This window comes from Chryseobacterium formosense (assembly GCF_900116415.1).
Classification (GTDB): Bacteria; Bacteroidota; Bacteroidia; order Flavobacteriales; family Weeksellaceae; genus Chryseobacterium; species Chryseobacterium formosense.
The window spans coordinates 217,171-242,333 of the sequence record NZ_FPAP01000003.1 but is presented as its reverse complement, the minus strand read 5'-3'; the positions used below and the strand labels follow the sequence as shown (position 1 = coordinate 242,333).

The window sequence follows — 25,163 nt, the reverse complement described above, 5'->3', positions numbered from 1 at the left end:
ATTTTTTATTTATTATATATAGTTTAGTTTTAATTGAAAAAGCGGCTCAGAAATTTTCTGAACCGCTTTTGTAGTTTATTATGATAATAGTTTATCCTTATCTTACGTCGTTTGCAACGTCTTTAGCTTTTGAAGTTGGCAAGTAAATACTGAAACCAACATTAAAACTGATTCTTGAAGTAAGTCCTTCATTACCAAAACCTGTTACCCCATTATATTTTACCAATCCTTCAACACCGATATTTGGTGTGATGAAGTATGAATAACCAGGACCCACTCCGAAATCTAAACCTGTAGTAGAAATACCGTTTTCAACATTGAAACCTCCAACACCTACGTTACCTTCGAAGAACCAACGACCATGGTTTAATAAATTATCAACTCCTTTTTCACCCGGAGAAAGGAAGTAACGACCTAAAGCTCCAACTCCGTAATCAAACTGTGTAGATTGTCCTGCTCCCGGTTTTGAAAATCCTAAAGTAACATATCCCCCAACAGCAACATTATCTTCTACAAAATAAGCTGCTCTCGGTTGAAGTTTAATATCATATCCAGCTCCTGTATTTAAACCGAAATTACTTGAAAGCAAGCTACTTCCTACCATCCAGTTACCTTTTTGGATCTGTGCATTTGCTGTAGTAGCTAAACCTGCGATAGCTAATATTCCTGTAAAGATTAACTTTTTCATAATTTATAATTTTAATAATTAATGTTTATTATTTTTGATGAAAACTGAAATCCAATTAATGTGCCACTCAGTTAATTTCAGGGAGATTTTTTCATTTATTTGAGATAAGTTTATTATTAAAAAAATAAAAAGTACAGTTATAATTATCAGGAAGTACATTTATACCAACAGAAGTATGATAGATATCACTAAACCAGCAATGGCAAATTTAATTCCTCTTTTAAAAGGCTTACTTTTAGGATTGAACATCCAGAAACTTGATAGTACAAAGAAAAATAAACAGATCCCGAAAAATGCATTTAACGGAGACAAGCGATCAGCAGATTTTGCTTTATGAAGCTTGGTCATTTTATCTAAAAAAAGTGGAAGTTCTTTTTTTGTGTAGTGTGCTTTTCCTGTAAGAGAATTGTAAGATCCTTCTTTGAACTGAACCATATTATTTTCAGTTTTAATGATTTCAAAATTCTTGATCTTCAGTTCTTTTTCAAGCTCTTTTTCAGACAGGTTTTTGGCGATTATTTTGTCATAAATCTTTTCTCTCTTCAAAAAATCTGTATCTCTGTAGATCAGTAAAACTCCGCTCAAAGCATAGATTACCATTATTCCTGCCATGAAATACCCCAGATAACGGTGGGTAATCCTCATGAAACTTCTTGTATCTTTAATTTTATCCATATTTAATAAAGGTTGTAAAAATTCAAAAGTGAAAGCTGCAAAATTGCAACTTCCACTCTGAACTGAAAAATTATTTTAATAATAATTTAAAGCTTGTATGTTAATGTGAAATAGTAATTTCTTGGTGTGATAGGATTTACTGAATAGTTTTCGTGAACATTGTAATTTTCGACATCAAATAAATTTCCGACTTTCGCCTGAATCATGAATTTCTTCCATTCGTAACCTGCCGATATAGAAACTGTCGTAAAATCTTTTAACTCAAAAGATCTGCTGACTCCGTTTCTGGTCGCTAAACTGTTGGCTCCGGTTTTTGTATCATTCCAACCTGCAAGTCTGTCACCGATATAATAAGCTCCGGCTCCGATTTTTAATCCTTTTATTCCTCTCGTAAATGTATAAAATACAGATAGGTTTGCAGTTGTTGCAGGTGTTCTTACCAATCTCTGTTTTTCAACATAGCCAACTTTTTCAGGAGTATCTAAATACACAGAATTGTTGTAAGAAAATCCTCCGATAATAGACAAATTAGTTGTAGGATTTCCTGTAATATCCAGTTCTACTCCTCGGCTTCTCATTTTACCGACAAATTCTTTTAAATTTCTTGGGTCGGTGGATGCTAAATTGGTTGCAGGATCTACATATGCCTGATAAAAATCTCTATATGAAATCTGATAAACAGAAAGGTTTACAGCAAGTGCATTGTTCCATATATTTTTCTTTGCACCAACTTCATACTGGTCTATCATTGATGGCTTTAAAGATTGTAGGGTGAAAGCATCTAATCCTGTATTGGCTGCAAAAGAATTGGTATACGTTGCAAATACCGAAAGATTTTCATTAGGATTATAAACAATACCTACTTTCGGTGAAACAGCCTGATCAGAAGTTGCCGAATTGTTTACTTCGCTTTTTACTCCTGTTTTGAATTTGGTATTTAATGTCGGCATATTTTCAATGTAAGACCAACGCAATCCTGCAATTACTTTAAATTCTTTGGTAAGACTTACAAAATCCTGAGCGTAAACTCCGATTCTTCTGGTATTAACTCGTGTTTTTTCCAATTTCTGAGAATCAGGCATACTTCCGCTTGCCCAGGTTGCAGGATTGTCTAAATAAAGAAGATCTGTTCCTCCGTTTGTTCCATAAAAATAATTAGTACCGTAATTTTTATTATTGGCAGGATTAAAATAAGTGTAAGAATCAGCAACACCATAATCTGCATCAGCTCCGATCAAAACTTTATGGTTAATGCTTCCGGTATTGAATTCACCATTCAAGTTCACCTGTGCTGAAGTATAATTTTGCTCATTATAAGTTCTGTTTAACGGTCTGTTCCATGAAAGTCGGTTAGGATTTGCCGTGTAACCCCACTGAACTCTTTCTGTAGAAAAATAATCTTTTGTATAATTCTGATAAGAAACGGTAGAATTCAACGACCATTTTTCGTCGAACTGATGATTAAATGTTACGTTGGTAGAAACCTGCTCAACATCTTGGTATTGCCAGTCTGTTCCCAGAAATACATTTCTTCCTAATCCCGTATTCAGGGAATAGCTTTTATCTTTGTTTTCAACTGCACCGATTCCGAAATCGGGTGTGAAATTATTTTTAAGATAATCTGCTTCAACAATTAATTGCGATTTCGCACTCAAGTTAAAAAGAAAAGAAGGATTAAAATAATATTTCTCAGATTGTACAACGTCTCTGAAACTTTCAGCATATTCGTAAGCTCCATTTACTCTGAATGCAATATTTTTTGTTAACGGTCCGTAAATATCAACGGTTGGTTTATAAGAGTTCCAGCTTCCAGCATTCAAACCAATGCTTCCTCCGAAATCAAACTTCGGCTTTTTGGTAACCATGTTGATCACGCCTCCTGCAGCAGTATTTCCGTAAAGCATGGCATTCGCACCTTTTAAAACTTCCACTCTTTCTAATCCGCTTACTTCCGGAAAAACACCACTGTTGATTCTTGATCCGTTTTTAAACATATTATCATTACCCAAAATGAAACCACGTCCTCCGAAACTATCCTGAGAATTTCCTCTGGAAGAAGTAACATACATTCCGTTTACATTTTGCAGTACATCACTTAGCTGTTTTGCCTGTTGCTGCTCAATAATATCATGGGAAACTATGGCAATTGGCTGCGGAGTTTCCATTACCGTAAAATTGGTTTTAGTAGAGGTTGGGGTAATCTTATTAGGATTCCCGGTTTTATAGATATTTACATTTTCAATGTTTTCTATTCTGATTGTGTCTCTTTCTGTGTTTTTTAGTTGTGCACCGATTGTTATCGAAATAATCAGAAAACCTAATGTGGTAATTTGTTTTTTCATTAGTTATTTAGAGTGATTTTAAATAATGCGCAAATGTATGATTGTTGTTTAGAATAATTCAAAATAAATTTCTGATTTTTATCATACCACATCAGTATAAAAATTCGTCAAATTATTTGTTTTTAATTTAAATATCTTTGTTAAAAATAAATCTTATGCAATTGGTAAAAGTAGGTCTTTGTGCTTTTGGAATGAGTGGTAAAGTATTTCACGCACCATTTTTAAAGCAACATCCAGGATTTTTTCTCACAGCAATCGTAGAACGTTCAAAAGAAGAATCTAAAATTGATTATCCGGATGCAACAATCTATCGTTCGGTAGAAGAAATGCTGAAAAATGCAGATCTAGAAGTTGTGGTGGTAAATACTCCGGTTCAAACTCATCATGAATATGTGAAAATGGCTTTGGAGGCAGGAAAAAATGTTATTGTTGAAAAACCATTCACGGTAACTGTTTCTGAAGCTCAGGAACTGGTTAATTTAGCTGAAAGCAAAAATCTATTTCTAAGTGTTTATCAAAACAGAAGATTCGATCGTGATTATCTTCAGGTACAGAAAATTTTGGCTGAAGGAAAACTAGGGAATATAAAAGAGGTAGAAATCCGTTTTGACCGATTCAGAACTGAACCTAGTGCAAAAGAGCACAAAGAAAATCCTGAGTTAAGCGGTTCGGGTTCTGTGCATGATCTAGGTTCGCATCTTGTAGATCAGGCAACACAGTTTTTTGGCTATCCTGAAAAGCTTTTTGCCGACGTTTTCTCTATGAAAGGTGAAAATTTTGCCAATGATTATTTTGAAATTATTCTTTACTATAAAGATAAATTAAGAGTAAGACTAAAATCTTCGGTATTTACCAAAGAAGATCATTATGCTTACAAAATTCATGGCAGCAACGGAAGCTTTTTACAGGAAAGAACTGATGATCAGGAAAACGAACTGGTTGCAGGAGCAATTCCAACCTACGGTGAAAACTGGATGAAACCTTTGAAAGAAGCCGACGGAATCTTAAATTATTTTAATGAAAATTCAGTGACAGAAAGAATTTTAACTTCAAGTGAGCCCGGAAATTACATGAATTACTATCAGCAGATTTATGAACATATTGTTTTCGGATATGCTTTACCTTCGCTTGGAAATGAGGTGGTTCAAAATATGAAAATCATCGAAGCTGCCCTTGAAAGTTCAGATAAAGGAAAAATTATTGATTTAAATTAAAACCTAAAAATGCAGAAGAGAAGTTCAAGTTTTATCATTATAGGTTTGCTGTTTATAGGAATCACAATGACTTTGGTTGAAGATAATATATATTTGAGATACGGATTTCTAATTGTGGGAACTGCGTTTCTTTTCTACAGCATTTTTACGATAATCAGGAGGAAATAAGTATTCAATTTATTAAAAAAAAGAGCTATCCAATTACTGAATAGCTCTTTTATTTATCTTAAATCCTAATGACTTAGGCTTCTCCCATGATTTCCTGAATTTCCAGCCATCTCATTTCGTGCATTTCCAATTTTTCAGAGATACTTTCAAGTTCGGCAGAAAGCTTTGAGATTTTTTCATAATCCGCTTCATCATTCAATTGGTCTAATATTTTTGCCCTTTTTTCTTCAAAATCAGGTATTTCTTTCTCAATTGTTTCCAATTCCCGTTGCTCTTTAAAAGAAAGCTTCTTTTTTGGAGCCTGTGGTTTTGAAATCTCAATTTCTACAGGTTTTTCAACTATTTTTTCCTCTGCTTTCACTTTTTTATCTTCCTGCTTAAGACTTCCATCTTCCAACTTTTTATGCTCTCTATATTCAGAGAAGTTTCCGATAAAGTCTTTAATCTTTCCTTCGCCTTCGAAAGCCAGAATGTGGTCAACAATCCTATCCATAAAATAACGGTCGTGGGAAACGATAATCAAACTTCCCTGAAAATTTAAAAGAAAATTTTCCAAAACTGTTAGCGTAGGAAGATCTAAATCATTCGTTGGCTCATCAAAAATCAAAAAGTTTGGATTTTGATATAAAATATACATCAAATGCAATCTTCTTTTTTCCCCACCGGAAAGTTTTGATATTGGAGAATATTGAGTTTGGTCGTCGAATAAAAATAACCTTAAAAACTGCGATGCAGAGATGGTTCTTCCATTAGCTAAAGGAAAGTTTTCCGAAATTTCTCTGATAAAATCGATTACTCTTTCGTCTTCTTTATATTGTAAACCTTTTTGGGAGAAATATCCGAATTTGATGGTTTCCCCGGTTTCAATTTCCCCGGAATCTTTTGGCTCAAAACCTTGAATAATATTTAATAAAGTAGATTTTCCGGCTCCGTTTTTTCCTACAATTCCTACTTTTTCGCCACGTTGAAACGAATAACTAAAATCTTTTAGCAATAATTTATCGCCGTAGCTTTTTGAAATATCTTTCAGTTCCAAAATTTTATTTCCAAGCCTTTTCATTTCGAAATCAAGCTCTAAAGATTCCTTTCGGGTATCTGTTTTTGCTATTTTTTCCGTTTCATAAAAATCGTCCTGTCTGGATTTTGACTTCGTCGTTCTCGCTTTGGGCTGTCTTCGCATCCATTCTAATTCCTTTCTGTAGAGGTTTTGCGCTTTGTCAATGGTTGAATTCAAATTATCTTCACGAATCATCTTATTTTCAAGATAAGTTGCATACGATCCGTTATGAAAATATAGATTCTGATCTTCCATTTCCCAAATAATTCCGCAAACCGCATCCAAAAAATAACGGTCGTGCGTTACGAGAAGAAGCGTAATTTTTGCTTTATTTAAATAATTTTCAAGCCATTCTACCATTTCCACATCCAAGTGGTTGGTCGGCTCATCCATAATCAAAAGCGTATGACGATGTTCGGCTCTTGTTTCCGTTAGCAATTTTGCCAAGGCAACACGTTTTATTTGTCCACCGGAAAGCATTCCCATTTTGGCAGTCAAATCTGTAATTTTCAGCTGGGAAAGAATCTGGCTCATTTCGTTTTCCAAATCCCAGGCTTTGTGAATTTCCATTTCAGCCAGTGCTGTTTCCATTTCATCCGGATTTCCGGAAAGTAAAGCGTGATGGTACTTTTTTAATGCTAAAATCGGTGCAGAATCCAAAGTCATCATAAATTCGTCAATCGTAAGATCAGATTCGAAATCAATTTCCTGATCAAACAAAACCACCTGGATATCTTTATTAATAATAACTGTTCCGCTGTCTGCGATTTCTTTCCCCATCAAAATTTTCAGAAGGGTAGATTTTCCGCTGCCGTTTTTGGCAACGATGGCAATTTTGTCACCTTCATTTACATGAAATGAGACATTTTTAAATAAAGTTTTGATGCCATATGATTTGGTAAGGTTTTCGACAGAAACGTAATTCATTTTAGAGTGAAGCTTTTGATTGAAATTTCAAGTGAGCCGCAAAAGTACAAAATTTAAACCTTAAAAATATGATAGCAAAATTACGTGCGATTTCTAAAAAAAGATATTGGGATTATTTTATTTTAGTCTCAAGATTTTTATTGGCTTATACTTTTATAGGCTATGGTTATAGTAAACTTGACGGTAATCAGTTTGGAGTTTCAGCTGATGATTTACTGATTCCTTTAAAAGACTCATCTTTGTTTAAGATAATGTGGTTTTTATTTGACCATGAACCATTTAAAACAGTTGTAGGAATACTTCAAATTATTACAGGGATACTTTTGCTGTTTGAAGCGACCGCTATTTTGGGTGTAGTTTTCTTTATTCCTGTTGCTGCAAATATTGTACTGATGGACATTAGCTTTATGGATAGTGCTATGGGAACTGCATTTACTTATAGATTTATTTTCTACTTTTTTCTATGTTTTTTGATTTTGTGGAATGACAGAGAAAGAGTAAAAATAATTTGGAATGCAATGGTAAAAAAGTTTTCTGTGAAGCTAAAATTCCCAATTTTATTATACTTAGCGATTCCTGTGTTTGCCGTTGTTTTAAGTCTCTTATCGTCTATTCCTCAAATTATCCATTACTACATCATATTTCCTGAAGATATTGTAAAAAATGTAGAAATGCTGATGTCTGCGTTGCGGAATATTTTTTAGCTAAAATTTACATAATGATTTATCAATTTGCCAACATTAATTTTTAATGTAGATTTGAGAAACTAAACTAATTACAAATACTATGGTGCAAATTAATTTTCTGGCAATACTTTTTGCCGCTTTGATTCCTTTGGTCATGGGATTTATCTGGTATAATCCTAAACTTTTCGGGAATGTTTGGATGAAAGAATCCGGTTTGACTCAAGAAAAAATGAAATCTGCAAACATGGGTGTTGTCTTTGTTTTGTCGATTATTTTATCTGTTTTGATCGGGATGTTTCTTCAATTTGTGACGATTCATCAGTTTGGAGCTTTAGGAATGATCGGAGGTGATGAAACCTTAGCAAAGCCTTCTTATACAGCTTTTATGCATGATTACGGAAATGCTTACCGTTCTTTTGGTCATGGTGCTTTACATTCTTTTATGACAGGAATCTTTTTTGTGTTTCCTTTAATTGCAATCAATGCGATGTTCGAAAGAAAATCCTGGAAATATGTTTTTATCAATACTGGTTACTGGACAATCACCATAACTTTAATGGGCGGTATTATCTGCGGTTGGTATGCAATGGACGGATTCAACTGGGTAACTCAGAAATAATTTTACATTATAAATTATAAGGCTACATTTGTGGCCTTTTTTATGTCTTATACTTTTCAAATTTTTGGTTCTGTAAAAGAACTTCCGACAGATTGGAATGAAATTATCGGGCAACAGAACATTATGTTGTCAGAAGAATATTTTCATGTTTTAGAAGAGTCAAAACCTGAGAATATGAAATGTTTTTTTGTCGGTTTTTTTGCTAATGAAACTCTGATCGGAGGAGCTTTATTTCAATATCTGAACTTCATTGAACATAAAACGTTTCAGAAGGATGAAGTTTTGTGCAGTGTCAGAAATTTTTTAGCAAAGAAATTCACTAAAGACGTGATGATTCTGGGAAATAATATGTTGACGGGCCAAAACGGATTTTATTTTGATACCTCAAAAATCCATACAGATAAAGCAATGTCTTTGTTAAATGATGCATCTACAACTTTACAAAGCAAATACAGGAGATCTTCTTTGATTATTTTTAAAGATTATCAGAAACCATTTTTAAAGAATTTTGATGAAAGAAAGTTCAAACGATTCTTTAGGTTTTCGGTTCAGCCTAATATGATTTTAAATATAAAACCGGAATGGAAAGCTTTCGAAAATTATGCTGATGATTTTTCTAAAAAATACAGGGCAAGACTGAAATCGGCCAAGAAAAAACTGGAAGGAATTCAGAAAATTGAATTGGATTTTGAAGCAGTAAAAATGCATCAGAAAGAAATGAATGTGTTGTATCAAAATGTCGCTGAAAATGCGCCATTCAATACTTTTTTTCTTACAAACCATCATTTTGAAAATATAAAACAGAATCTTCAGGAAAATTTTAAAGTTTTTGGATATTTTTCTGATGATAAACTTATCGGTTTTTATACTTTAATTATTAATAATCAGGATATTGATACTTACTTTTTAGGCTACAACAAAGAAATTCAGAAAGAAAAACAGATTTACCTGAATATGCTTTTTGATATGACCGAGTTCGGAATTACCAACCAGTTTAAGCGAATTATTTTCGGAAGAACCGCTTTAGAAATAAAATCGACCATTGGAGCAGAGCCTGTTGAGATTTTCGGATTAATCAAACACAACAATAAGGCAATTAATACTTTTATAGAAAAGATTTTTTCTTCACTAAATCCTAAAGTAGAGTGGTTGCAGAGAAAACCTTTTAAATAAATTAAGATTCGGTTCACGTTATTGTGATTTTTTAGATAATATTTAACGATATCGAATTTAAATTTAATAGGATTTTAAGAGCGTTTTATATAGAGATTCTTGAATTTTGCTAAAATTATAATCATGAAAAAACTTAATCTTCTTTTGTGTGTTTTTATCGCAGGTTTTTACTATTCTCAAACCATTTCTGGGACTATTCTTTCTAAAGATGAAAATCAGCCGGTTGCGTATGCTAAAATCGGTGTTGACAAGGAGAATATCGGTGTAATCACTGATGAAAATGGAAAATTCAGTATTGACCTTTCTAAGGCGACTGCTTCAGGAAAAATTAAAGTTGAAGTCGCGGGTTATGAGCCTTTTACTGAAAATATTTCTGATTTCATCAAACAAAGTTCTCAAAAGATTTATCTGAAAGAAAAGATTAAAAATATTCAGGAAGTTAAGCTTAAACCTAAAAAATTAGTTGATAAAAACTGGGGCGTGAATACGAAAACAAAAAGCGTGATGTATTCGGTAAATCCTGCCTTTAAAAAAGAAGATTTTTTGGGTGAAACGGCTTTAGCATTTAAAGCAAGTAAAAAGTCGAAGATTAAAGCCATCAATCTTAATATTGCAAGCATCACGGCAGACCGGCCTGTGGTAATGCGTTACACGATTTATAACGAAAAAAATGGTTTCCCGAACGAAAGTATTCTGGATGAAGAAATTACAATTGAATTAACGAAAGATAAAATTATTGACCAGACATTTTCTTTGGATGTGAATGATAAAAATATTTGGGTTCAGGGTAACTTTTTTGTCGGTATTCAGTTTTTAAAAGAGTTTGAAGGACGTTTAAATATTAGTGCCGCACTTTTCAGAACGGGATATTTGAGAAAGTTTTATGGAGATTGGCAAAAGATGAAAATTGCTGCTCCTGCTATTAATATCGATGTAAAAGTAGATAAAAATGCTAAAGACGATAATAATCAGGAAGAAGTTGATGATAAAGCCCTTGCCTATGATTTCGGGGATGTAAGTAAATATATTGAGGAATCAAACAAAGAGATTTATGGAAAAAATGAAATGGCAGGGAAATTTTTAAAATTGAAAGATGCCAATCTTTATTATGAAGTTTATGGCGAAGGTGAGCCGGTTTTCTTACTACATGGAAATTCAGGAAGCATCAAAGATTTTTATCAGCAGATTCCGGTGCTTTCAAAACAATACCGGGTGATTGTGATGGATACAAGAGCACAGGGAAAAAGTGTTGATGAAACTAAAAAGGATTTCAATTACAAGATTTTTGCAGATGATGTGAAAGCTTTGGCAAATCATTTAGGGTTACAAAAAATCAATATTGTAGGTTGGAGTGATGGCGGAAACACAGGACTGGAATTTGCCATAAAATATCCGGAAAGTTTAAATAAACTCATTACAATTGGCGCAAATGCTTTTCCAGAAGGGGTTGATAAAGATTTGATTGATAATTTTACAATAAAATATAAAGTTTCGCAGTTGGAAAACAAACCTGAGAGTTTCAATGAAGGCAGATTACTTAAATTAATGCTGAAAGAACCGGAAATCACTGAAAAGCAATTAAATAAAATTCAAAATAAAGTTTTGGTGATTGCCGGAGAAAAGGATGTAATTACTGAGGAACATACCAAATTTATGGCCAAGCAAATGCCCAATTCTGAATTGAAAATTTACAAAGAAGCCACACACATGATTCCTTTTGAAAATGCCGGGCAACTCAATCAGGATATTTTAGAATTTATGAAAAAGTAAGCAGATTATTCTTTCAAGAATTTTTCATAGTAAGCTTTGTCCTTCGTTTGAATTTTAAGGTAATAAGTTCCATTGGCAAAATCTTCTACTTTGATTGATTTTAGCGCGGATTTTAGAATCAGTCTTCCCAGATTGTCGTACACTTCAACAGAATTAACTTGCGCCTCAGTAGCAATATTCAAAATGTTTTTTACGGGATTTGGGAAGATTGCTATGTTTTTCTTTTTGACAAGCTCAGAAGTATTTAAAGTTGAATTATAGAAATTCCCAAAATTCAGAATTCCGTAACCCATTTGGTTTGTGTGAGAAGGAAATAACGAAGCCGTTTGTCTCAGATTTGTTCTCATTACATCTCTGCTCATCGCCGGAAAAGCCTGAATTAAACAGGCAACTCCACCTGCCGCAATCGGTGTTGCAATCGATGTTCCCGAAACAGAAACTGTAGCATTATCATCAACCGTTGTTGAAAAGCTTCCTCTCGTACTTGCATCGGGCTTTATTGCACCCAAAGAATTCGGACCGTAAGAAGAAAATGCTGATGAACTTCCTGCAGCATCAACAGAACCGATAGTAAAAACTTTCACATTATCCGCCGGAGTTGTAATGTAATGCCATGGAACTTCTCCGGAATTTCCTGCAGCAATTAAAACAAAAATCCCTTTATTTACGGCAATTTCACTTGCTCTTGCTATAAAAGATTTCGAGCCGTTCATATCTGCATAAGTATAGCTGTATTTAGGATCATCAAAATTATTATAACCTAATGAAGTGGTGATAATATCAACACCTTTTCTGTCGGCCTCTTCGGCAGCTTCAATCCAATATAGCTCTTCTTCGGGAATTTCAGCGGTTGTTGTTTCGCTTCTGTAAAGATAAAAATCAGCATCAGGAGCAGAGCCTACAAAAGTATCATTAATATAACCGCCGATTGCTCCTAAAACTACAGTTCCATGATGATTCAATGATGTATTGTAAATATCATTACTCTTTGAAACGAAATCATAGCCACCTTTTATCTTATTATTAGTCCATAATCTGGAAAAGGCAGCTCCTGTATTTACCGTAGGAAATCCGGTGTCAATAACAGCAATCGAAACTCCGGTTCCGGTATAGCCTGCAAGATGAAGCGGTCTTAAATTAATTTGGTCAATTTGTTCTGAACCTGATCCATAGTTAAAAACGGTCATGTTTTTTTGAGCCAGTTCGAAATCTGCCCACTTGTTGGTTTGAGTGGTTTTTAAAACTAAAGAAGAGTTTTTCGCAAAACTTTCGACAGACTGTACAAAAGGTTGCGCTTTAATAAGATTTACCTGTGTTTGATTTGCATTTACAGCAACACCGTTCAGCCATTTTGAATAATCGGTAATGGTGAATCCTAAGTTCTGTAAACTTTGAATATAAGACTGCTCAATAGGAGCATCCTGGTCATTTAATGCAATTCCTAATGCAGTACGCCTGTTTAACGACTTTTGGGTAAGTTCAGAAAGTGGATTGGCATAAAAAGCTGCTTTGTTGGGTTTTCCTGTAAAATATACGAAAACAAGCTCTGTCTGTGCAAAAGCTGTAGAGTAACCTGCTAAAAAACAAAAGAGTAAAAGTTTTTTCATCGAATAATTTTGTATAAAGATAAAACAAAATCAATAAAATTTTTGATAGCACTTTAAATTCCTTATTTTTACGAAAATATTCGTTTAAGAAATCGCTTGATAAAATAAAATTAAAATAAAAAGCGATTGGCTGAAACTTAAAAAATAAAATTTACGTATGAAAAAGATACAGATGGTAGACTTGCAAAGTCAGTATTACAAAATAAAAAATGATGTAGACAATGCAGTGTTAAATGTGATGGATTCTGCTGCTTTTATCAATGGACCTGAAGTAAAATCTTTCCAGAACGAAATGGAAACATATCTTGATGTAAAACACGTCATTCCTTGCGCAAACGGAACTGATGCTTTGCAAATTGCTTTGATGGCTTTGGATCTTCAGGAAGGTGATGAAATTATCACGGCTGATTTCACCTTTGCAGCTACAGTAGAAGTTATTCATTTATTAAAATTAAAATCTGTATTGGTAGACGTAGATTATGATACATTTACTATTTCGACTGAAGCGATTAAAAAAGCAATTACTCCAAAAACAAAAGCAATTATTCCTGTACATATTTTCGGACAATGTGCAAACATGGAGGAAATCCTGAAAATTGCTGAAGAACATAATTTATTTGTAGTTGAAGATAATGCACAGGCAATCGGTTCTCAATATACTTTTTCAAGTGGTGAAGTAAGACATGCCGGAACGATGTCTACGGTTGGAACAACTTCTTTCTTTCCATCTAAAAATTTAGGTTGTTATGGAGATGGAGGAGCAATTTTTACCAATAATGATGAATTGGCTCATCGTTTAAGAGGAATTGTAAACCACGGAATGTATGAAAGATATTATCATGACGAAGTGGGCGTGAACTCAAGATTAGACAGTATTCAGGCAGCGATTTTAAGAAAAAAACTTCCGAATCTTGATTCTTATAACGATGCCAGAAGAAAAGCAGCTGATTATTATGATGAAGCTTTTGCACTAAACGAAAATATTTTAACTCCGAAAAGAGCAGATTATTCTACACACGTATTTCATCAGTACACTTTGAGAATTCTGAACGGAAAACGTAATGAACTACAGAAATTCCTTACTGAAAAAGAAATTCCGGCAATGATCTATTATCCTGTTGCTTTAAGAAAACAAAAAGCATATTATCAGGAAAGCAATGATGCCGATTTTGTAAATACGGATAAACTTTTAGACCAGGTAATTTCTCTTCCGATGCATACGGAATTGGATGAAGAGCAGTTGAAGTATATTACGGATGCTGTGTTGGAATTTATGGGGTAACACTTTGTCAAAGTTGAAAATCTTTGACAAAGTTTAAAAATACAATACGAGAATAAGAGAAAGCCATTTAGAACCCGATCGATTTTATCATATTTTCAATCGTGGAGTTAATTCTAAATTGGCTTTTTTAAATAATGAAAACTTTAATTTTTTTCTTAGGAAAGCTAAGATTTACATTATTCCTTATTTTGAAATATATGCTTACTGTCTGATGCCTAATCATTTTCACTTTATTCTTAAAACTAAATCTGAAATTGATAGAAGTCATGAAAATTATAAAAATGATGGATTGCATTCTGAGGATTGTTTTTACAGTAAAGCAATAAGTAAATTCATAAGCAGTTATACTCAATCATTTAATAAAGTTTATCAAAGATCAGGACCTGTTTTTGAATCTCCTTTTAAAAGAATCATTATTGATTCTGAAGAGTATCTTAGAAATTTAATCATTTATATTCATCAAAATCCGGCTAATTTTCAGGAATATAAATTTTCTTCTTATTTAGCAATTATAGGAAGTTCTGAAACTAATGTGCAGCGTGATAAAATTTTAGAATTATTTGATGATCGTACAAATTTTATTGAATGCCACCAAAAAGAAATTATAATATAAACTTTGTCAAAGATTTTCAACTTTGACAAAGTGAACTAAAACATAAATAAATAAAAAATGGCAATACTAGTCACAGGCGGACTTGGATATATAGGTTCTCACACCGTTGTAGAACTCATTAATAGTGGATTTGATGTGGTGATCGTGGATGATTTATCGCATTCGGAGAAATTCATCTTACATAATATCGAAGAAATTACAGGTAAAAGACCTATTTTCTATCCTTTTGATTTAAAAAGAAAAGAGCTTCTTACACAGGTTTTTGAGGCACACCAAATTGATGGTTGTATTAATTTTGCAGCATTTAAGGCAGTGGGTGAAAGTCAGGAAAAGCCTGTTGATTATTATGAAAACAATTTATTTTCCTTAATTAATATTTTACAGGAATTTAAATCGAGAAATATTTCTAACTTTATCTTTAGCTCTTCGTGTACCGTTTACGGACAGGCAGATCAAATGCCGATTGACGAAAATACTCCGCTGAAAATGCCGGAGAGTGTTTACGGAAAGACAAAGCAAATGGGAGAGGAGATATTGAAGGATTTTGCTAAAGGATATAAAAGAAAAGTAAGTCTTTTGAGATATTTTAATCCGATTGGAGCACATCCTTCTGCGTTATTGGGAGAATTACCGATAGGTATTCCGAATAATTTGGTTCCTTACGTAATGCAGACTGCTGCAGGAATTCGCGAGAAACTGAGTGTTTGGGGAAATGATTATCCTACAGAAGACGGAACAGCTATAAGAGATTATATTTATGTTGTAGATTTGGCAAAAGCTCATGTTGCAGCTCTTAAAAGTTTAATCAGTAAAAATAATGATGAAGCTGTAATTGATGTTTACAATTTAGGAACAGGAAAAGGCTCGTCTGTTTTAGAGGTTGTAAAGGCTTTCGAAATAGCAAATAACGTGGCAGTACCTTATCAGATTTGTGAAAGAAGGGAAGGTGATATTACCATTGCTTACGCCAATGTCGATAAAGCGGAACAGAATTTGAATTGGAAATCTGAAACTTCTTTAGAAGAAGCATTGAAAACTGTCTGGGAATGGCAGAAATATTTAGAATCAAGAAATAATTAAATTTTTTAAATAAAACACATGAAAAACGAGAGAATAGGAATTACATTTTCGTCATTTGACCTTCTGCATGCAGGACACATAAAGATGTTGGAAGAAGCAAAAACAGTTTGTGATTACCTAATTGTTGGATTACAGATTGATCCGTCACACGACCGTCCGAACAAGAACAAACCAACTCAGACTATAGTAGAAAGATATATTCAGTTGAAAGCCGTAAATGCAGTAGATGAGATTATTCCTTACTATACGGAAGAAGATCTTGAAGATATTTTGAAATCATTTGTGATCGATGTCAGAATTATCGGTGACGATTATCTGGATAGAGACTTTACAGGTAAAAAATATTGCGAAGAAAAAGGAATTGAGATTTTTTATAATAAAAGAGATCACCGGTTTTCATCAAGCGATCTTAGAAAAAGAATTTATGAAGCGGAAGCTGCTAAAGCTTTAGCGAAATAAAAACAAAAATCCCGAAATTCAAATTTCGGGATTTTTTATGACTGATTTATTTTAGTTGATTACATCGGTCCGCCTTGTTGATCGTCTCCCGTAGCATTAGAATTGATATCTTTTTTACGCTTAGGCTGCTCAATTTTCTCACCTTGCTTGAATCTGTAAGTTAATGATAAAGCAAATTGTCTAGGCTGCCATTGCATATAAGAATCTCTTACGAAATTTGATCCGTATGCGGTTGATTCCATCGCTCTTGTATTGAAAATATCCTGAATATTGAAACTCAACGTACCATCTCCTTTCCAGATTGTTTTTGAAGCACCAAAATTCAAAGCATACATATCTTTTCTGTCTATACTTTGTGTTTTCTGACCTCCTCTGTAAAACCCTTGAATTTGGAAGCTAAATGTTTTATCAACTTTAAAAGTTGAAGTTAGACGCGCTCTTGTTGCAAAACCACTTCCTTCAAAAGAGAAAGGTTCTGAAAGCCCATTGTAAGTTCCGTTTGTTTTATATCCAAATAAATCAACGTTTCCTAAGAATTTAAGCCATTTTGTAGCATCCCAGTTAAAGTTTAGATCCAAACCATAACGATCATCTGTTCCTAAATTAATTGGTTTCGTTTTAAAAACCCCCTGATCAGAGTACACCAGCATTTTCACATCATCTGTTGTATGTCTGAAATAGATCGTCGGATTGATGGTGAATTTTCCTTTAGAAATGCTATACCCAAATTCATACGAATCTACGTAAGAAGGATTTAAATCAATATTCCCTTCAAAAATATTCTGATTATCGCTGTAACTTGGATTCGGAATCAGGAAAAATGATCTCGGTCTGTCTATTCTTCTTGAATAGTTTACTAAAAACTGATTGTCTTTTGCAATTTCATAACTCAAGAAAACAGTTGGAAATAGATTGTTATAGCTTTTTTTGTTGTCAATATTACGATCTTCAGGATCTGGATTTAAGTTTGAATATTGAATGTCAACATTAGAATATTCATTTCTTAGACCAACCTGATAACCCAATTTTCCGATTTTACTCTTAAACTGTACATATCCTGCATTGAACATTTCACGGTAGTTTGCATTGTATGTAAAGTTGTTTAAATAGTGGAAATCTACATCAGATGAATAACGTTCCAACACATCATTATCATAATTATTGTTATTGATATCGATTCTGTAACCAGCTTCAATCTTTGAGTTTTCACCTATAGGAAGTTCATAATCAGCTTTACCTACCAAGGTTTTATTTCTTGTGTTTTGGTTGATAGAGTTTTGCAGTTCAAAAATATTATTGGTAACCTGATTCACGTTGGTATCATTATATGATCTGTTACTTTGCAGACTTACAGATAATGAAATGTTTTGTCCCTTATCATCAAACTTATGATCCAAACCAAAATCTCCTTGGAAAGCAAGATTGTTATTAGAACCTGTATTCATTCTTTCAGTAAATAGACTTGGAGCATTTAAGAAACGATAATCATAAGTGATGTTTCCAACGTTATCACTTTCAAATGTTCTCACTGTTCCTGATGCATTTACTGATGTTTTATCTGAAATATCATACACCAATCCTGAAGAAACATTATAGTTATTATTCTTGTTTTTAGTGATAGATTCCTGATCGGTCTGTGTTCTTCCGCCATTTTCTACGTTGAAGAATGTTGCATTGTTTCTGTTCGTGTTTTTAGATTCACGATAACCGCCGCCACCATTCAAAAACCAGGTAAGATTGCCCTTTCTCCAGCTTAAATTTGTATTTAAATTAGTTTGAGGTAAATACCCTAAAGTTCCGATCACACTTCCGTTGAAACCTGTTTTCTTAGATTTTTTAAGAATAATATTTAAAATACCTGCAGTTCCGCTTGCTTCAAATTTAGAAGAAGGGTTGGTAATAACTTCAATTCTCTCAATCTGATCAGCAGGAATACTTTGCAAAGCATTAGCTCCATCATCAATTCCTAAAAGAGCAGAAGGTTTTCCGTTGATCAAAAATCTTACATTCGAGCTACCTCTCATCGAAACAGTTCCGTCTGTATCTACCGAAACCGAAGGAACATTAGAAAGAACATCCTGAAGGCTTCCTCCTTTACTTACAATATCCTGAGAAGGATCGTACGTTCTTTTATCAAGCTCTACTTTATAAGGTTTTGCTGTCGCAGTAATTACAACTCCCTGAATATCCTGGGTTTTCATATTGGTACTTGCTTCTTCCGGTTCAATAGACAAAGCGCCGATACTTCCTGCAGCAGTAATCTGTTTGTTGATAACGCTTTTCTTGTAATCGATTGCTTCAATTACAATATCATAATTACCCGGAGTTAGATCCAGCTTATAATTACCTTTTTCATCGGTAAGCGTTGCATCACTCAAAAGTTTGCTTTGCTTGTTGCTGAATGTTACAGAGGCATAAGGTACAGGCTGATTGCTTTTATCAACCACTGTTCCCGAAATTCCGACTTTATCTTGTGCAAATGCAAGCGCAGCAGCAGATAATACGAAGGTAAGTCCTAAGGTTTTCTTTGTGAAAATACTGATTATTTCCGTCTGATTCATAAGGTATTCTTTAAGTAAAACTGCAATAAATAGCAATAAATTTTAAAAATTCATTAATGAAGAAATTCACAGTTTTACGATTCGTTTATTTTATTTTTAATAGATCAGTCGTTTTGTAGACCGATTTGTTAATTATTAATTTGTTAAATTAAAGTTAAATATTTTTATTATTTGATATTTTTTGAATTCAGCCAATCCTGATACGCTTTTGCATTGATGGCATGCTGCTCTGCACTTGCTGTAAATTTGTGGTATCCGAATCTTGCCGGGTCTGCACACATAAAAATATAGCCATTCTGTTCAGGATTCAATACTGCATCTACGGAGTTTTTATCTACCACACAAATCGGTCCCGGAGGAATTCCTGCATTTGCATACGTATTGTAAGGAGATGGAGTAGTAAGATGTTTATATAAAACTCTTTTAATAGGTTCTTTGAAGTTGGTCTGTTTGTTTATGGCGTAAATTACCGTTGGGTCAGACTGTAGCTTCATTCCTTTTTTGAAACGGTTCAAATACAATCCGGCAATGGTTTTCATCTCGTCAGGTTTTCCGCCTGATTCTTTATAAACGATTGATGCCAATGCATAAATTTGTTCTCTTGTTAAACCAGATTGTTGTTCTTTAGCCTTTCTTTCAGAAGTCCAGAATTCATTATATTGATCTTCAAATTTTTTGAAAAATTCTTTAGGAGTTACCGTCCAGAAAAAATTGTAAGTATCGATGAAGAAATATTTTTTTAGATCTTCTGCGTTTTTGTACCCTTTTTCAGAAGCAATTTTATCAAGATCATTCACAAATTTTAAAGAATCCAGCTCTGTTTTTTTACTCACTCTTCCGACCATCTGATACATATCTCCAAAATCTCCGATTCTGAACGAGTTTTCAGACTGGTTTCCTGCTTTAATCATATTGACCAAGCTGGTGTTACTTGCTCCTTTCGCAAAATGATAACGACCTGGTTTGAAAAATTCATCCATGTTTTTATCCTTTGCAACTTCTGTGAAAGATTCTTTGTTTTTTACAAAAGGCGCTATAGAATCTAAAATCTGATCGAATTTCGCACCATGCGGAATTAAAACATATCCGTCTTTCGAGATGTTGCTTCCGTAATATTTATTGTAGAATTTAAAACCAAAAAATCCTGCCACAGCAAGAATAAGGAGTACGATAATGAGAATAGCTTTTTTCATTACTTACAATAGATTAAAAGTTTTTGTTTTTTTAAATAAGATCTACCTTACCTCTGAAAACTTGTTTAGCCGGACCTTCAAGCCAGATTTGATGGAAAGATTCTCCATTTTTCTCTGCATAAACTTTCAGGTTTCCGCCCAACGTTTTAACTTTTACAGAGGTTAGATTGCTTTTTTGCAGAAAAGTTAAAGCAGAAGCTGTAACTCCTGTTCCACAGCTGAAAGTTTCGTCCTCAACGCCTCGTTCATAGGTTCTTACGAAAATTTCATCATCAGAAATATTTTCAACAAAGTTCACGTTGATGCCCTTTTCCTTATAATTTTCAGAGTTTCGGATACTGTTTCCTTCGGCAAAAACTCTGTAATTGGCGATGTCTTCTACATATTTTACATAATGTGGAGAGCCTGTATTCAGAACTGAATCGTTTCCGTCATTTGAAATTGTATCAACATCAATCATTTTTAGCTTTACAATTCCGTTGTGAATTTCAGCTTCATGTTCACCGTCAATAGCAATAAATGTGCATTTGTTCTCAAAAATATCCAGAAAGAATGCGAAGGCAACCAAGCATCTTCCACCGTTCCCACACATCGTACTTTCACCGCCATCTGAATTGTAATAAACCATTTTGAAATCGTAATTGTCGTCGTTTTCCAACAGGATTAATCCATCTGCTCCGATCCCGAAACGACGGTCACACAATTTCTCAATGATTTTTTTATCTTTCGGGAACTGAAGATCTCGGTTATCTACCATTACAAAGTCGTTTCCTGTTCCCTGATATTTATAAAATTCCATACTTTCTGTTTTTCTTAAATCAACCTGCAAAATTACTGTATTTTATACAAAAAACGAACAGGTCGCCCTGCTCGTTTTATTATTTAGAATATTTATTTATTATCTGAAACCACCGGAACGATTTTGGTCATTCTGACGTGGTTGGCTGTTATTTTGAGGTGCCTCAGTCCTTGTTCTGGTTGTATTATTATTTCTGAAACCGCTATTGCTATTACTTCTTGGAGCTTGCTGTGTGTTATTTTGTTGATTATTTCTGAAACCAGTATTGCTGCTGTTGTTTCTCGGTGGCTTCTGATTATTGTTCTGTCTGTTATTATTTCTAAAACCGCTGTTATTGTTGTTACTGTTTGTTGGAGTAGAAGATGTATTGTTTCTAAAACCGCTGTTTCCCGTAGCTCCACTACGTCTTTCTACATAAACTTTTGTTCGGTTGTTACCATAATAGTAAGGTATGCCGTTATCATAGTAATATCTCATATCGTCTCTGTAATAATATCCGTCATTACCCCAATATCCTCCATTTCCGTAGTATGCTTGTGGAGCATAATAATATCCGTTATCATAATAAGGATCTCCATAAGCCGAATAGTTGCCGCCGTACGCAGCACAAGATGCTAAGCTTAAACCTATGAAAATTCCAAATCCTATTTTTATTAAATTTTTCATGACTTTGTTGTATTTTTTTCTTTAAAACTTTTTTTCCAACTGACATATCCCATGATAGCCATTATTGTAAATACCAAATATTGAACCGAAGTGATGCCGAGCCCCTTATAAATAAACATCGGAATACAAATGAGGTCGCCGATTATCCAGAAAATCCAGTTCTCAATGCGTCTTTTCGCCATCAGCCACATTCCGACTAAAAATGTAGAGGTCGTTAAAACATCCAGCCAATTTGCCCAATCCAGATGATCTAAACCAAGATTCGCACCGTCCATCGAAAACTGATTGTCGATATAAGGTTTGTAATAATACACAATGGTAACCAAAATAATACTTAAAATAAATAATAAAAATGAATAAACCCATTCTTCACGGGTTGCGTAGGTAACATCAACGTGGATATGATCTTCAGAATTTTTATTCCATAAAATCCATCCATAAACACTCATGATCGTATAATAAACATTAATCATACAATCTCCCAATAATCCGAAATTGAAGAGAATATAAACATAGATCAGAGTAGAAATAATTCCGGTAGGATATAGCCAGATATTTTTTTTGATGGTAAGAAAAACACTCAGCATACCAAAAGCCGCCGCTAAGGCTTCTAAAAAAATTTGGACATTTGTGTAAACTTCATATGGTTTTATGAAGAGATCATATAGATTCATGAGTTCAAAAATAACTAAAAATTGCTTTACTTAAAAATGCATTAAAATAAGTGTAAATCAGTTTTTTATAATTTAAAATTAAAATAAATAGATTAAAATGTGTCAATAAATGTTAAGGTCTCTAAAATTTTTATATTTTCGTAAATCTTTAATTAAATAAAAAAATATGTCTAAAATTTGGACCAAAAAGCCGATGAGTGCTTTTGAGGACGATGTAAAAAGTAGTCAGCTTAAAAGAGTACTCGGTAAATGGAGTCTTACAGCCATCGGAATTGGAGCGATTATCGGAGGAGGAATTTTTGTATTAACAGGAACAGGAGCGTATTATCATGCGGGACCTGCTTTGGCGTTATCATTTGTAATTGCCGGAATTGCCTGTGTTTTTGCAGCATTATGCTACTCTGAGTTTGCATCAATATTACCTGTGGAAGGTTCTGCTTATGCTTATGCATACGGAACTGTAGGAGAAATCTTTGCATGGATTATCGGATGGGGATTAATTCTCGAATATGCAATGGGATCTATGACGGTTGCTGTTTCTTGGTCTGGATATTTTAATAAATTGCTGAAAATGTTTGGACTTCATTTGCCAAATTGGTTAACAACTGATCCGGGAACAGCAAGTGGTGCATTTACAGAAGCAACTAAAGCAATTGAAAAAGGAGGTTTAAGTGCCGAAAAACTTGGACAGTTACAAGAAATTATTGCTAATTATAATGCAGCTCCTGATTTATTCGGATTTAAAATAATGCTTAATTTACCTGCATTTTTAATTGTTCTTTTTGTAATTTCAATTCTGATTAAGGGAACAAAAGAGGCGGCAAAAGCAAACAACATGATTGTAATTATGAAAGTTTCCGCTGTTTTATTCGTTATTATTGCAGGAGTTTTCTTCATTAATACTGATAACTGGAATCCTTTCATTCCTGAAGTTACAAAAGTAATGGAAGGCGACAAGATAAAAGAAGCGTATGGTATTCAGGGGATTATTTCAGGAGCTGCGGCCATATTCTTTGCGTATGTAGGTTTTGATGCAGTTTCTACTCAGGCTGGAGAAGCAATCAATCCTAAAAAAGATGTTCCGTTTGCAATTATTGTTTCACTTTTGGTTTGTACGGGTTTATATATCTTGGTGTCTTTAGTTTTAACAGGAATGATGCATTATTCAGATTTTAATCCTCAAGGTAAATTTCCTGATGCAATTAAAGCTCCTGTTGCTTACGCTTTTGAAATTGCAGGACAGGGTTGGGCTGGTTACATTATTACCATTGCTGCAACGGTAGGTTTGGTTTCCGTTTTAATGGTCATGATTATGGGGCAATCGAGAATTTTCCTGGGAATGTCTAAAGATGGTTTAATTCCCAAAATGTTCTCAGATTTACATCCTACTAAGAAAACACCGGCGAAAAGTTTAATGATTTTAGGAATTGTAATTGCAACGATTGCTGCATTTACACCTATTTCAAAATTAGCTGATATGACAAGTTTTGGAACTCTATTCGCATTTACAATGGTTTGTATTGCAGTTTGGATTCTTAGAAAAAAACAACCTGAATTACCGAGAAATTTCAAAGTTCCTGCACTACCTGTTATTGCAACATTAGGAATCGGAATTAATCTATATCTGATTTGGAATTTAAGTCATGAAGCAAAATATCTTTCTTTAGGATGGCTTGCATTAGGAGTAATAATTTACTTTACTTACAGCTTGAGAAACTCTAAACTTCATAAAACAGGTTTCGGCGAAACGTTCAAAGCAGAACAGGAACCTTTAGAAAAACCTGATTTAGATTTATAAAATATAATCGTATAAAATCCACAGAATTCTGTGGATTTTATATTTTTGTTGACATGAAAAAAATGTTCACACTTTTATTTTCGGTTTTAAATCTGATTGTATTTTCTCAGCAAATCGAAAGTTTTGAAACCATTTTAAATGATAAGATAAGCATTCGTGCCATCGAATTGTTTGATGGTAAAGTATGGTATAGCGGAACAGATTCTAAATTCGGTTTTGTAGATTTAAAAAATCCTAAAAATCAAAAACAGATAAAACTGTCTGAAAAAAAATTACAATTTAGAACGTTGGCGCAGAATAAAGATGCTTTTTATGCTATTAACATTGAAAGTCCGGCTCATTTTTTTAGAATAGATAAAAAAGATCTTTCGGTCGTAAATATTTATACAGATACTTTGAAAACGGCATTTTACGATGCATTCATTTTTGTAAATGACGAACATGCTGTTACATTCAGTGATCCGGCAAAAGATTTGAATTTAAAATTATCTTTTATAATGCCAAAATTGAATTCTGTTTTGGATTTCAATACACTCACCAAAAGAGAAGGTTTTAATAGCATAAAATTGAATGAAGGTGAGGCGGCTTTTGCAGCAAGTAACACTAATATTGCCCATTACGGAACTAATATTTGGATTGCAACAGGAGGCAAGAATTCAAGAATTATTAAAATAGATTATACTACTTTAAAATCATATATATATAAAACACCTTTTATTCAAGGAGAATCTTCTCAAGGAATGTATTCAATCGATTTTTCAGACGATAAATTCGGTATTGCAGTCGGCGGAGATTACACAAAACAGGAAGCAAACATCAACAATATTGCGACAACAAACGATAGCGGTGAAACTTGGCAGATTCAGGCTTCCGGAAAAAATGCAGGATATATGACCTGTGTGAAAATAAAACCGGGATCGAAGGGAAAGGAAATCATTGCAATTGGCGATAAACACATCAGTTATTCCTCAGATTTTGGAAAAACATGGAAGAAAATTGCAGATGAAAAAGGCTTTTACGTTTGTAAATGGGTTGATAAAAATACAGTGGTTCTTGCAGGAAAAGATAAAATTTCTGTGATGAAATTAAAATTTTAGATTTCAGCGATAGAA

The 25,163-nt window shown here is 33.6% G+C and carries 22 protein-coding genes; 12 read left to right on the top strand and 10 right to left on the bottom strand.

What is annotated here, in order from left to right; all coding sequences use genetic code 11:
• Positions 1-97: 97 nt before the first annotated feature.
• From BM371_RS12675 to BM371_RS12665, 3 genes are all read right to left on the bottom strand, one after another.
• On the bottom strand, positions 98-688 hold the full coding sequence (locus tag BM371_RS12675; protein ID WP_034673453.1) for a hypothetical protein: 591 nt from the start codon (positions 686-688) through the stop codon (positions 98-100).
• A 159-nt stretch (positions 689-847) separates the two neighbouring features.
• Positions 848-1,363: a membrane protein gene (locus BM371_RS12670; RefSeq protein WP_034673455.1), complete on the bottom strand. Its 516-nt coding sequence runs from the start codon at positions 1,361-1,363 to the stop codon at positions 848-850.
• Positions 1,364-1,449: 86 nt separating this feature from the next.
• Positions 1,450-3,705, bottom strand: a complete 2,256-nt coding sequence (locus BM371_RS12665) for a TonB-dependent siderophore receptor (protein WP_034673457.1) — start codon at positions 3,703-3,705, stop codon at positions 1,450-1,452.
• 155 nt (positions 3,706-3,860) lie between these two features.
• Between BM371_RS12665 and BM371_RS12660 the strand changes: the two genes are divergently transcribed.
• Positions 3,861-4,919 (top strand): Gfo/Idh/MocA family oxidoreductase, encoded by a 1,059-nt coding sequence (locus BM371_RS12660; protein WP_034673459.1) that lies wholly within the window; start codon positions 3,861-3,863, stop codon positions 4,917-4,919.
• 9 nt (positions 4,920-4,928) lie between these two features.
• On the top strand, positions 4,929-5,087 hold the full coding sequence (locus tag BM371_RS20575) for a hypothetical protein (RefSeq protein ID WP_165571762.1): 159 nt from the start codon (positions 4,929-4,931) through the stop codon (positions 5,085-5,087).
• A gap of 73 nt (positions 5,088-5,160) precedes the next feature.
• On the opposite strand, the gene BM371_RS12655 is transcribed toward BM371_RS20575, so the two are convergent.
• On the bottom strand, positions 5,161-7,071 hold the full coding sequence (locus BM371_RS12655) for an ABC-F family ATP-binding cassette domain-containing protein (protein WP_034673461.1): 1,911 nt from the start codon (positions 7,069-7,071) through the stop codon (positions 5,161-5,163).
• A 68-nt stretch (positions 7,072-7,139) separates the two neighbouring features.
• Between BM371_RS12655 and BM371_RS12650 the strand changes: the two genes are divergently transcribed.
• From BM371_RS12650 to BM371_RS12635, 4 genes are all read left to right on the top strand, one after another.
• Complete coding sequence (locus BM371_RS12650) at positions 7,140-7,775, top strand: hypothetical protein (protein ID WP_051882549.1); 636 nt, start codon at positions 7,140-7,142, stop codon at positions 7,773-7,775.
• Between the two features lie 82 nt (positions 7,776-7,857).
• Complete coding sequence (locus BM371_RS12645) at positions 7,858-8,376, top strand: DUF1761 domain-containing protein (RefSeq protein ID WP_316931455.1); 519 nt, start codon at positions 7,858-7,860, stop codon at positions 8,374-8,376.
• A gap of 42 nt (positions 8,377-8,418) precedes the next feature.
• Entirely contained in the window at positions 8,419-9,549 is a 1,131-nt protein-coding gene (locus tag BM371_RS12640) for a hypothetical protein (protein WP_034673463.1), read from the top strand.
• A gap of 123 nt (positions 9,550-9,672) precedes the next feature.
• Positions 9,673-11,319, top strand: a complete 1,647-nt coding sequence (locus BM371_RS12635) for an alpha/beta fold hydrolase (RefSeq protein ID WP_051882551.1) — start codon at positions 9,673-9,675, stop codon at positions 11,317-11,319.
• Between the two features lie 5 nt (positions 11,320-11,324).
• Here the strand turns inward: BM371_RS12635 and BM371_RS12630 are convergent, their stop codons facing one another.
• Entirely contained in the window at positions 11,325-12,926 is a 1,602-nt protein-coding gene (locus BM371_RS12630; RefSeq protein WP_034673465.1) for a S8/S53 family peptidase, read from the bottom strand.
• A 157-nt stretch (positions 12,927-13,083) separates the two neighbouring features.
• Here BM371_RS12630 and BM371_RS12625 point away from each other — a divergent pair, with 157 nt between their 5' ends.
• The 4 genes from BM371_RS12625 (at position 13,084) to BM371_RS12610 (ending at position 16,360) form a co-directional block, all read left to right on the top strand.
• Positions 13,084-14,208 (top strand): DegT/DnrJ/EryC1/StrS family aminotransferase, encoded by a 1,125-nt coding sequence (locus tag BM371_RS12625; protein WP_034673467.1) that lies wholly within the window; start codon positions 13,084-13,086, stop codon positions 14,206-14,208.
• Positions 14,209-14,326: 118 nt separating this feature from the next.
• Positions 14,327-14,821: a hypothetical protein gene (locus tag BM371_RS12620; protein ID WP_228376698.1), complete on the top strand. Its 495-nt coding sequence runs from the start codon at positions 14,327-14,329 to the stop codon at positions 14,819-14,821.
• A 57-nt stretch (positions 14,822-14,878) separates the two neighbouring features.
• A complete protein-coding gene (gene galE / locus BM371_RS12615; protein ID WP_034673471.1) occupies positions 14,879-15,901 on the top strand; it encodes a UDP-glucose 4-epimerase GalE in 1,023 nt (340 codons plus the stop codon).
• An 18-nt stretch (positions 15,902-15,919) separates the two neighbouring features.
• Positions 15,920-16,360, top strand: coding sequence for an adenylyltransferase/cytidyltransferase family protein (locus BM371_RS12610; RefSeq protein ID WP_034673473.1), 441 nt, complete (start codon positions 15,920-15,922; stop codon positions 16,358-16,360).
• A gap of 59 nt (positions 16,361-16,419) precedes the next feature.
• Here BM371_RS12610 and BM371_RS12605 read toward each other — a convergent pair whose 3' ends face one another.
• The 5 genes from BM371_RS12605 to pnuC all read right to left on the bottom strand — a co-directional run bounded on the left by BM371_RS12605 (position 16,420) and on the right by pnuC (position 22,253).
• Positions 16,420-18,921 carry a TonB-dependent receptor domain-containing protein gene (locus tag BM371_RS12605; protein ID WP_034673475.1) on the bottom strand — a complete coding sequence of 834 codons (2,502 nt, stop codon included), beginning with the start codon at positions 18,919-18,921 and terminating at the stop codon, positions 16,420-16,422.
• 167 nt (positions 18,922-19,088) lie between these two features.
• A complete protein-coding gene (gene mltG / locus BM371_RS12600) occupies positions 19,089-20,114 on the bottom strand; it encodes an endolytic transglycosylase MltG (RefSeq protein ID WP_034673477.1) in 1,026 nt (341 codons plus the stop codon).
• 31 nt (positions 20,115-20,145) lie between these two features.
• Complete coding sequence (gene dapF, locus BM371_RS12595; protein ID WP_034676968.1) at positions 20,146-20,913, bottom strand: diaminopimelate epimerase; 768 nt, start codon at positions 20,911-20,913, stop codon at positions 20,146-20,148.
• 99 nt (positions 20,914-21,012) lie between these two features.
• Complete coding sequence (locus BM371_RS12590; RefSeq protein ID WP_051882553.1) at positions 21,013-21,579, bottom strand: hypothetical protein; 567 nt, start codon at positions 21,577-21,579, stop codon at positions 21,013-21,015.
• Positions 21,576-22,253 carry a nicotinamide riboside transporter PnuC gene (gene pnuC / locus BM371_RS12585; RefSeq protein ID WP_034673479.1) on the bottom strand — a complete coding sequence of 226 codons (678 nt, stop codon included), beginning with the start codon at positions 22,251-22,253 and terminating at the stop codon, positions 21,576-21,578. The genes BM371_RS12590 and pnuC overlap by 4 nt, the downstream gene beginning before the upstream one ends.
• 166 nt (positions 22,254-22,419) lie before the next feature.
• On the opposite strand from pnuC, the gene BM371_RS12580 reads away from it, so the two are divergent.
• Together BM371_RS12580 and BM371_RS12575 are read left to right on the top strand one after the other, a co-directional pair.
• Positions 22,420-24,051: an APC family permease gene (locus BM371_RS12580; RefSeq protein ID WP_051882554.1), complete on the top strand. Its 1,632-nt coding sequence runs from the start codon at positions 22,420-22,422 to the stop codon at positions 24,049-24,051.
• 62 nt (positions 24,052-24,113) lie between these two features.
• Complete coding sequence (locus tag BM371_RS12575) at positions 24,114-25,148, top strand: WD40/YVTN/BNR-like repeat-containing protein (RefSeq protein WP_228376699.1); 1,035 nt, start codon at positions 24,114-24,116, stop codon at positions 25,146-25,148.
• Positions 25,149-25,163: the final 15 nt, after the last annotated feature.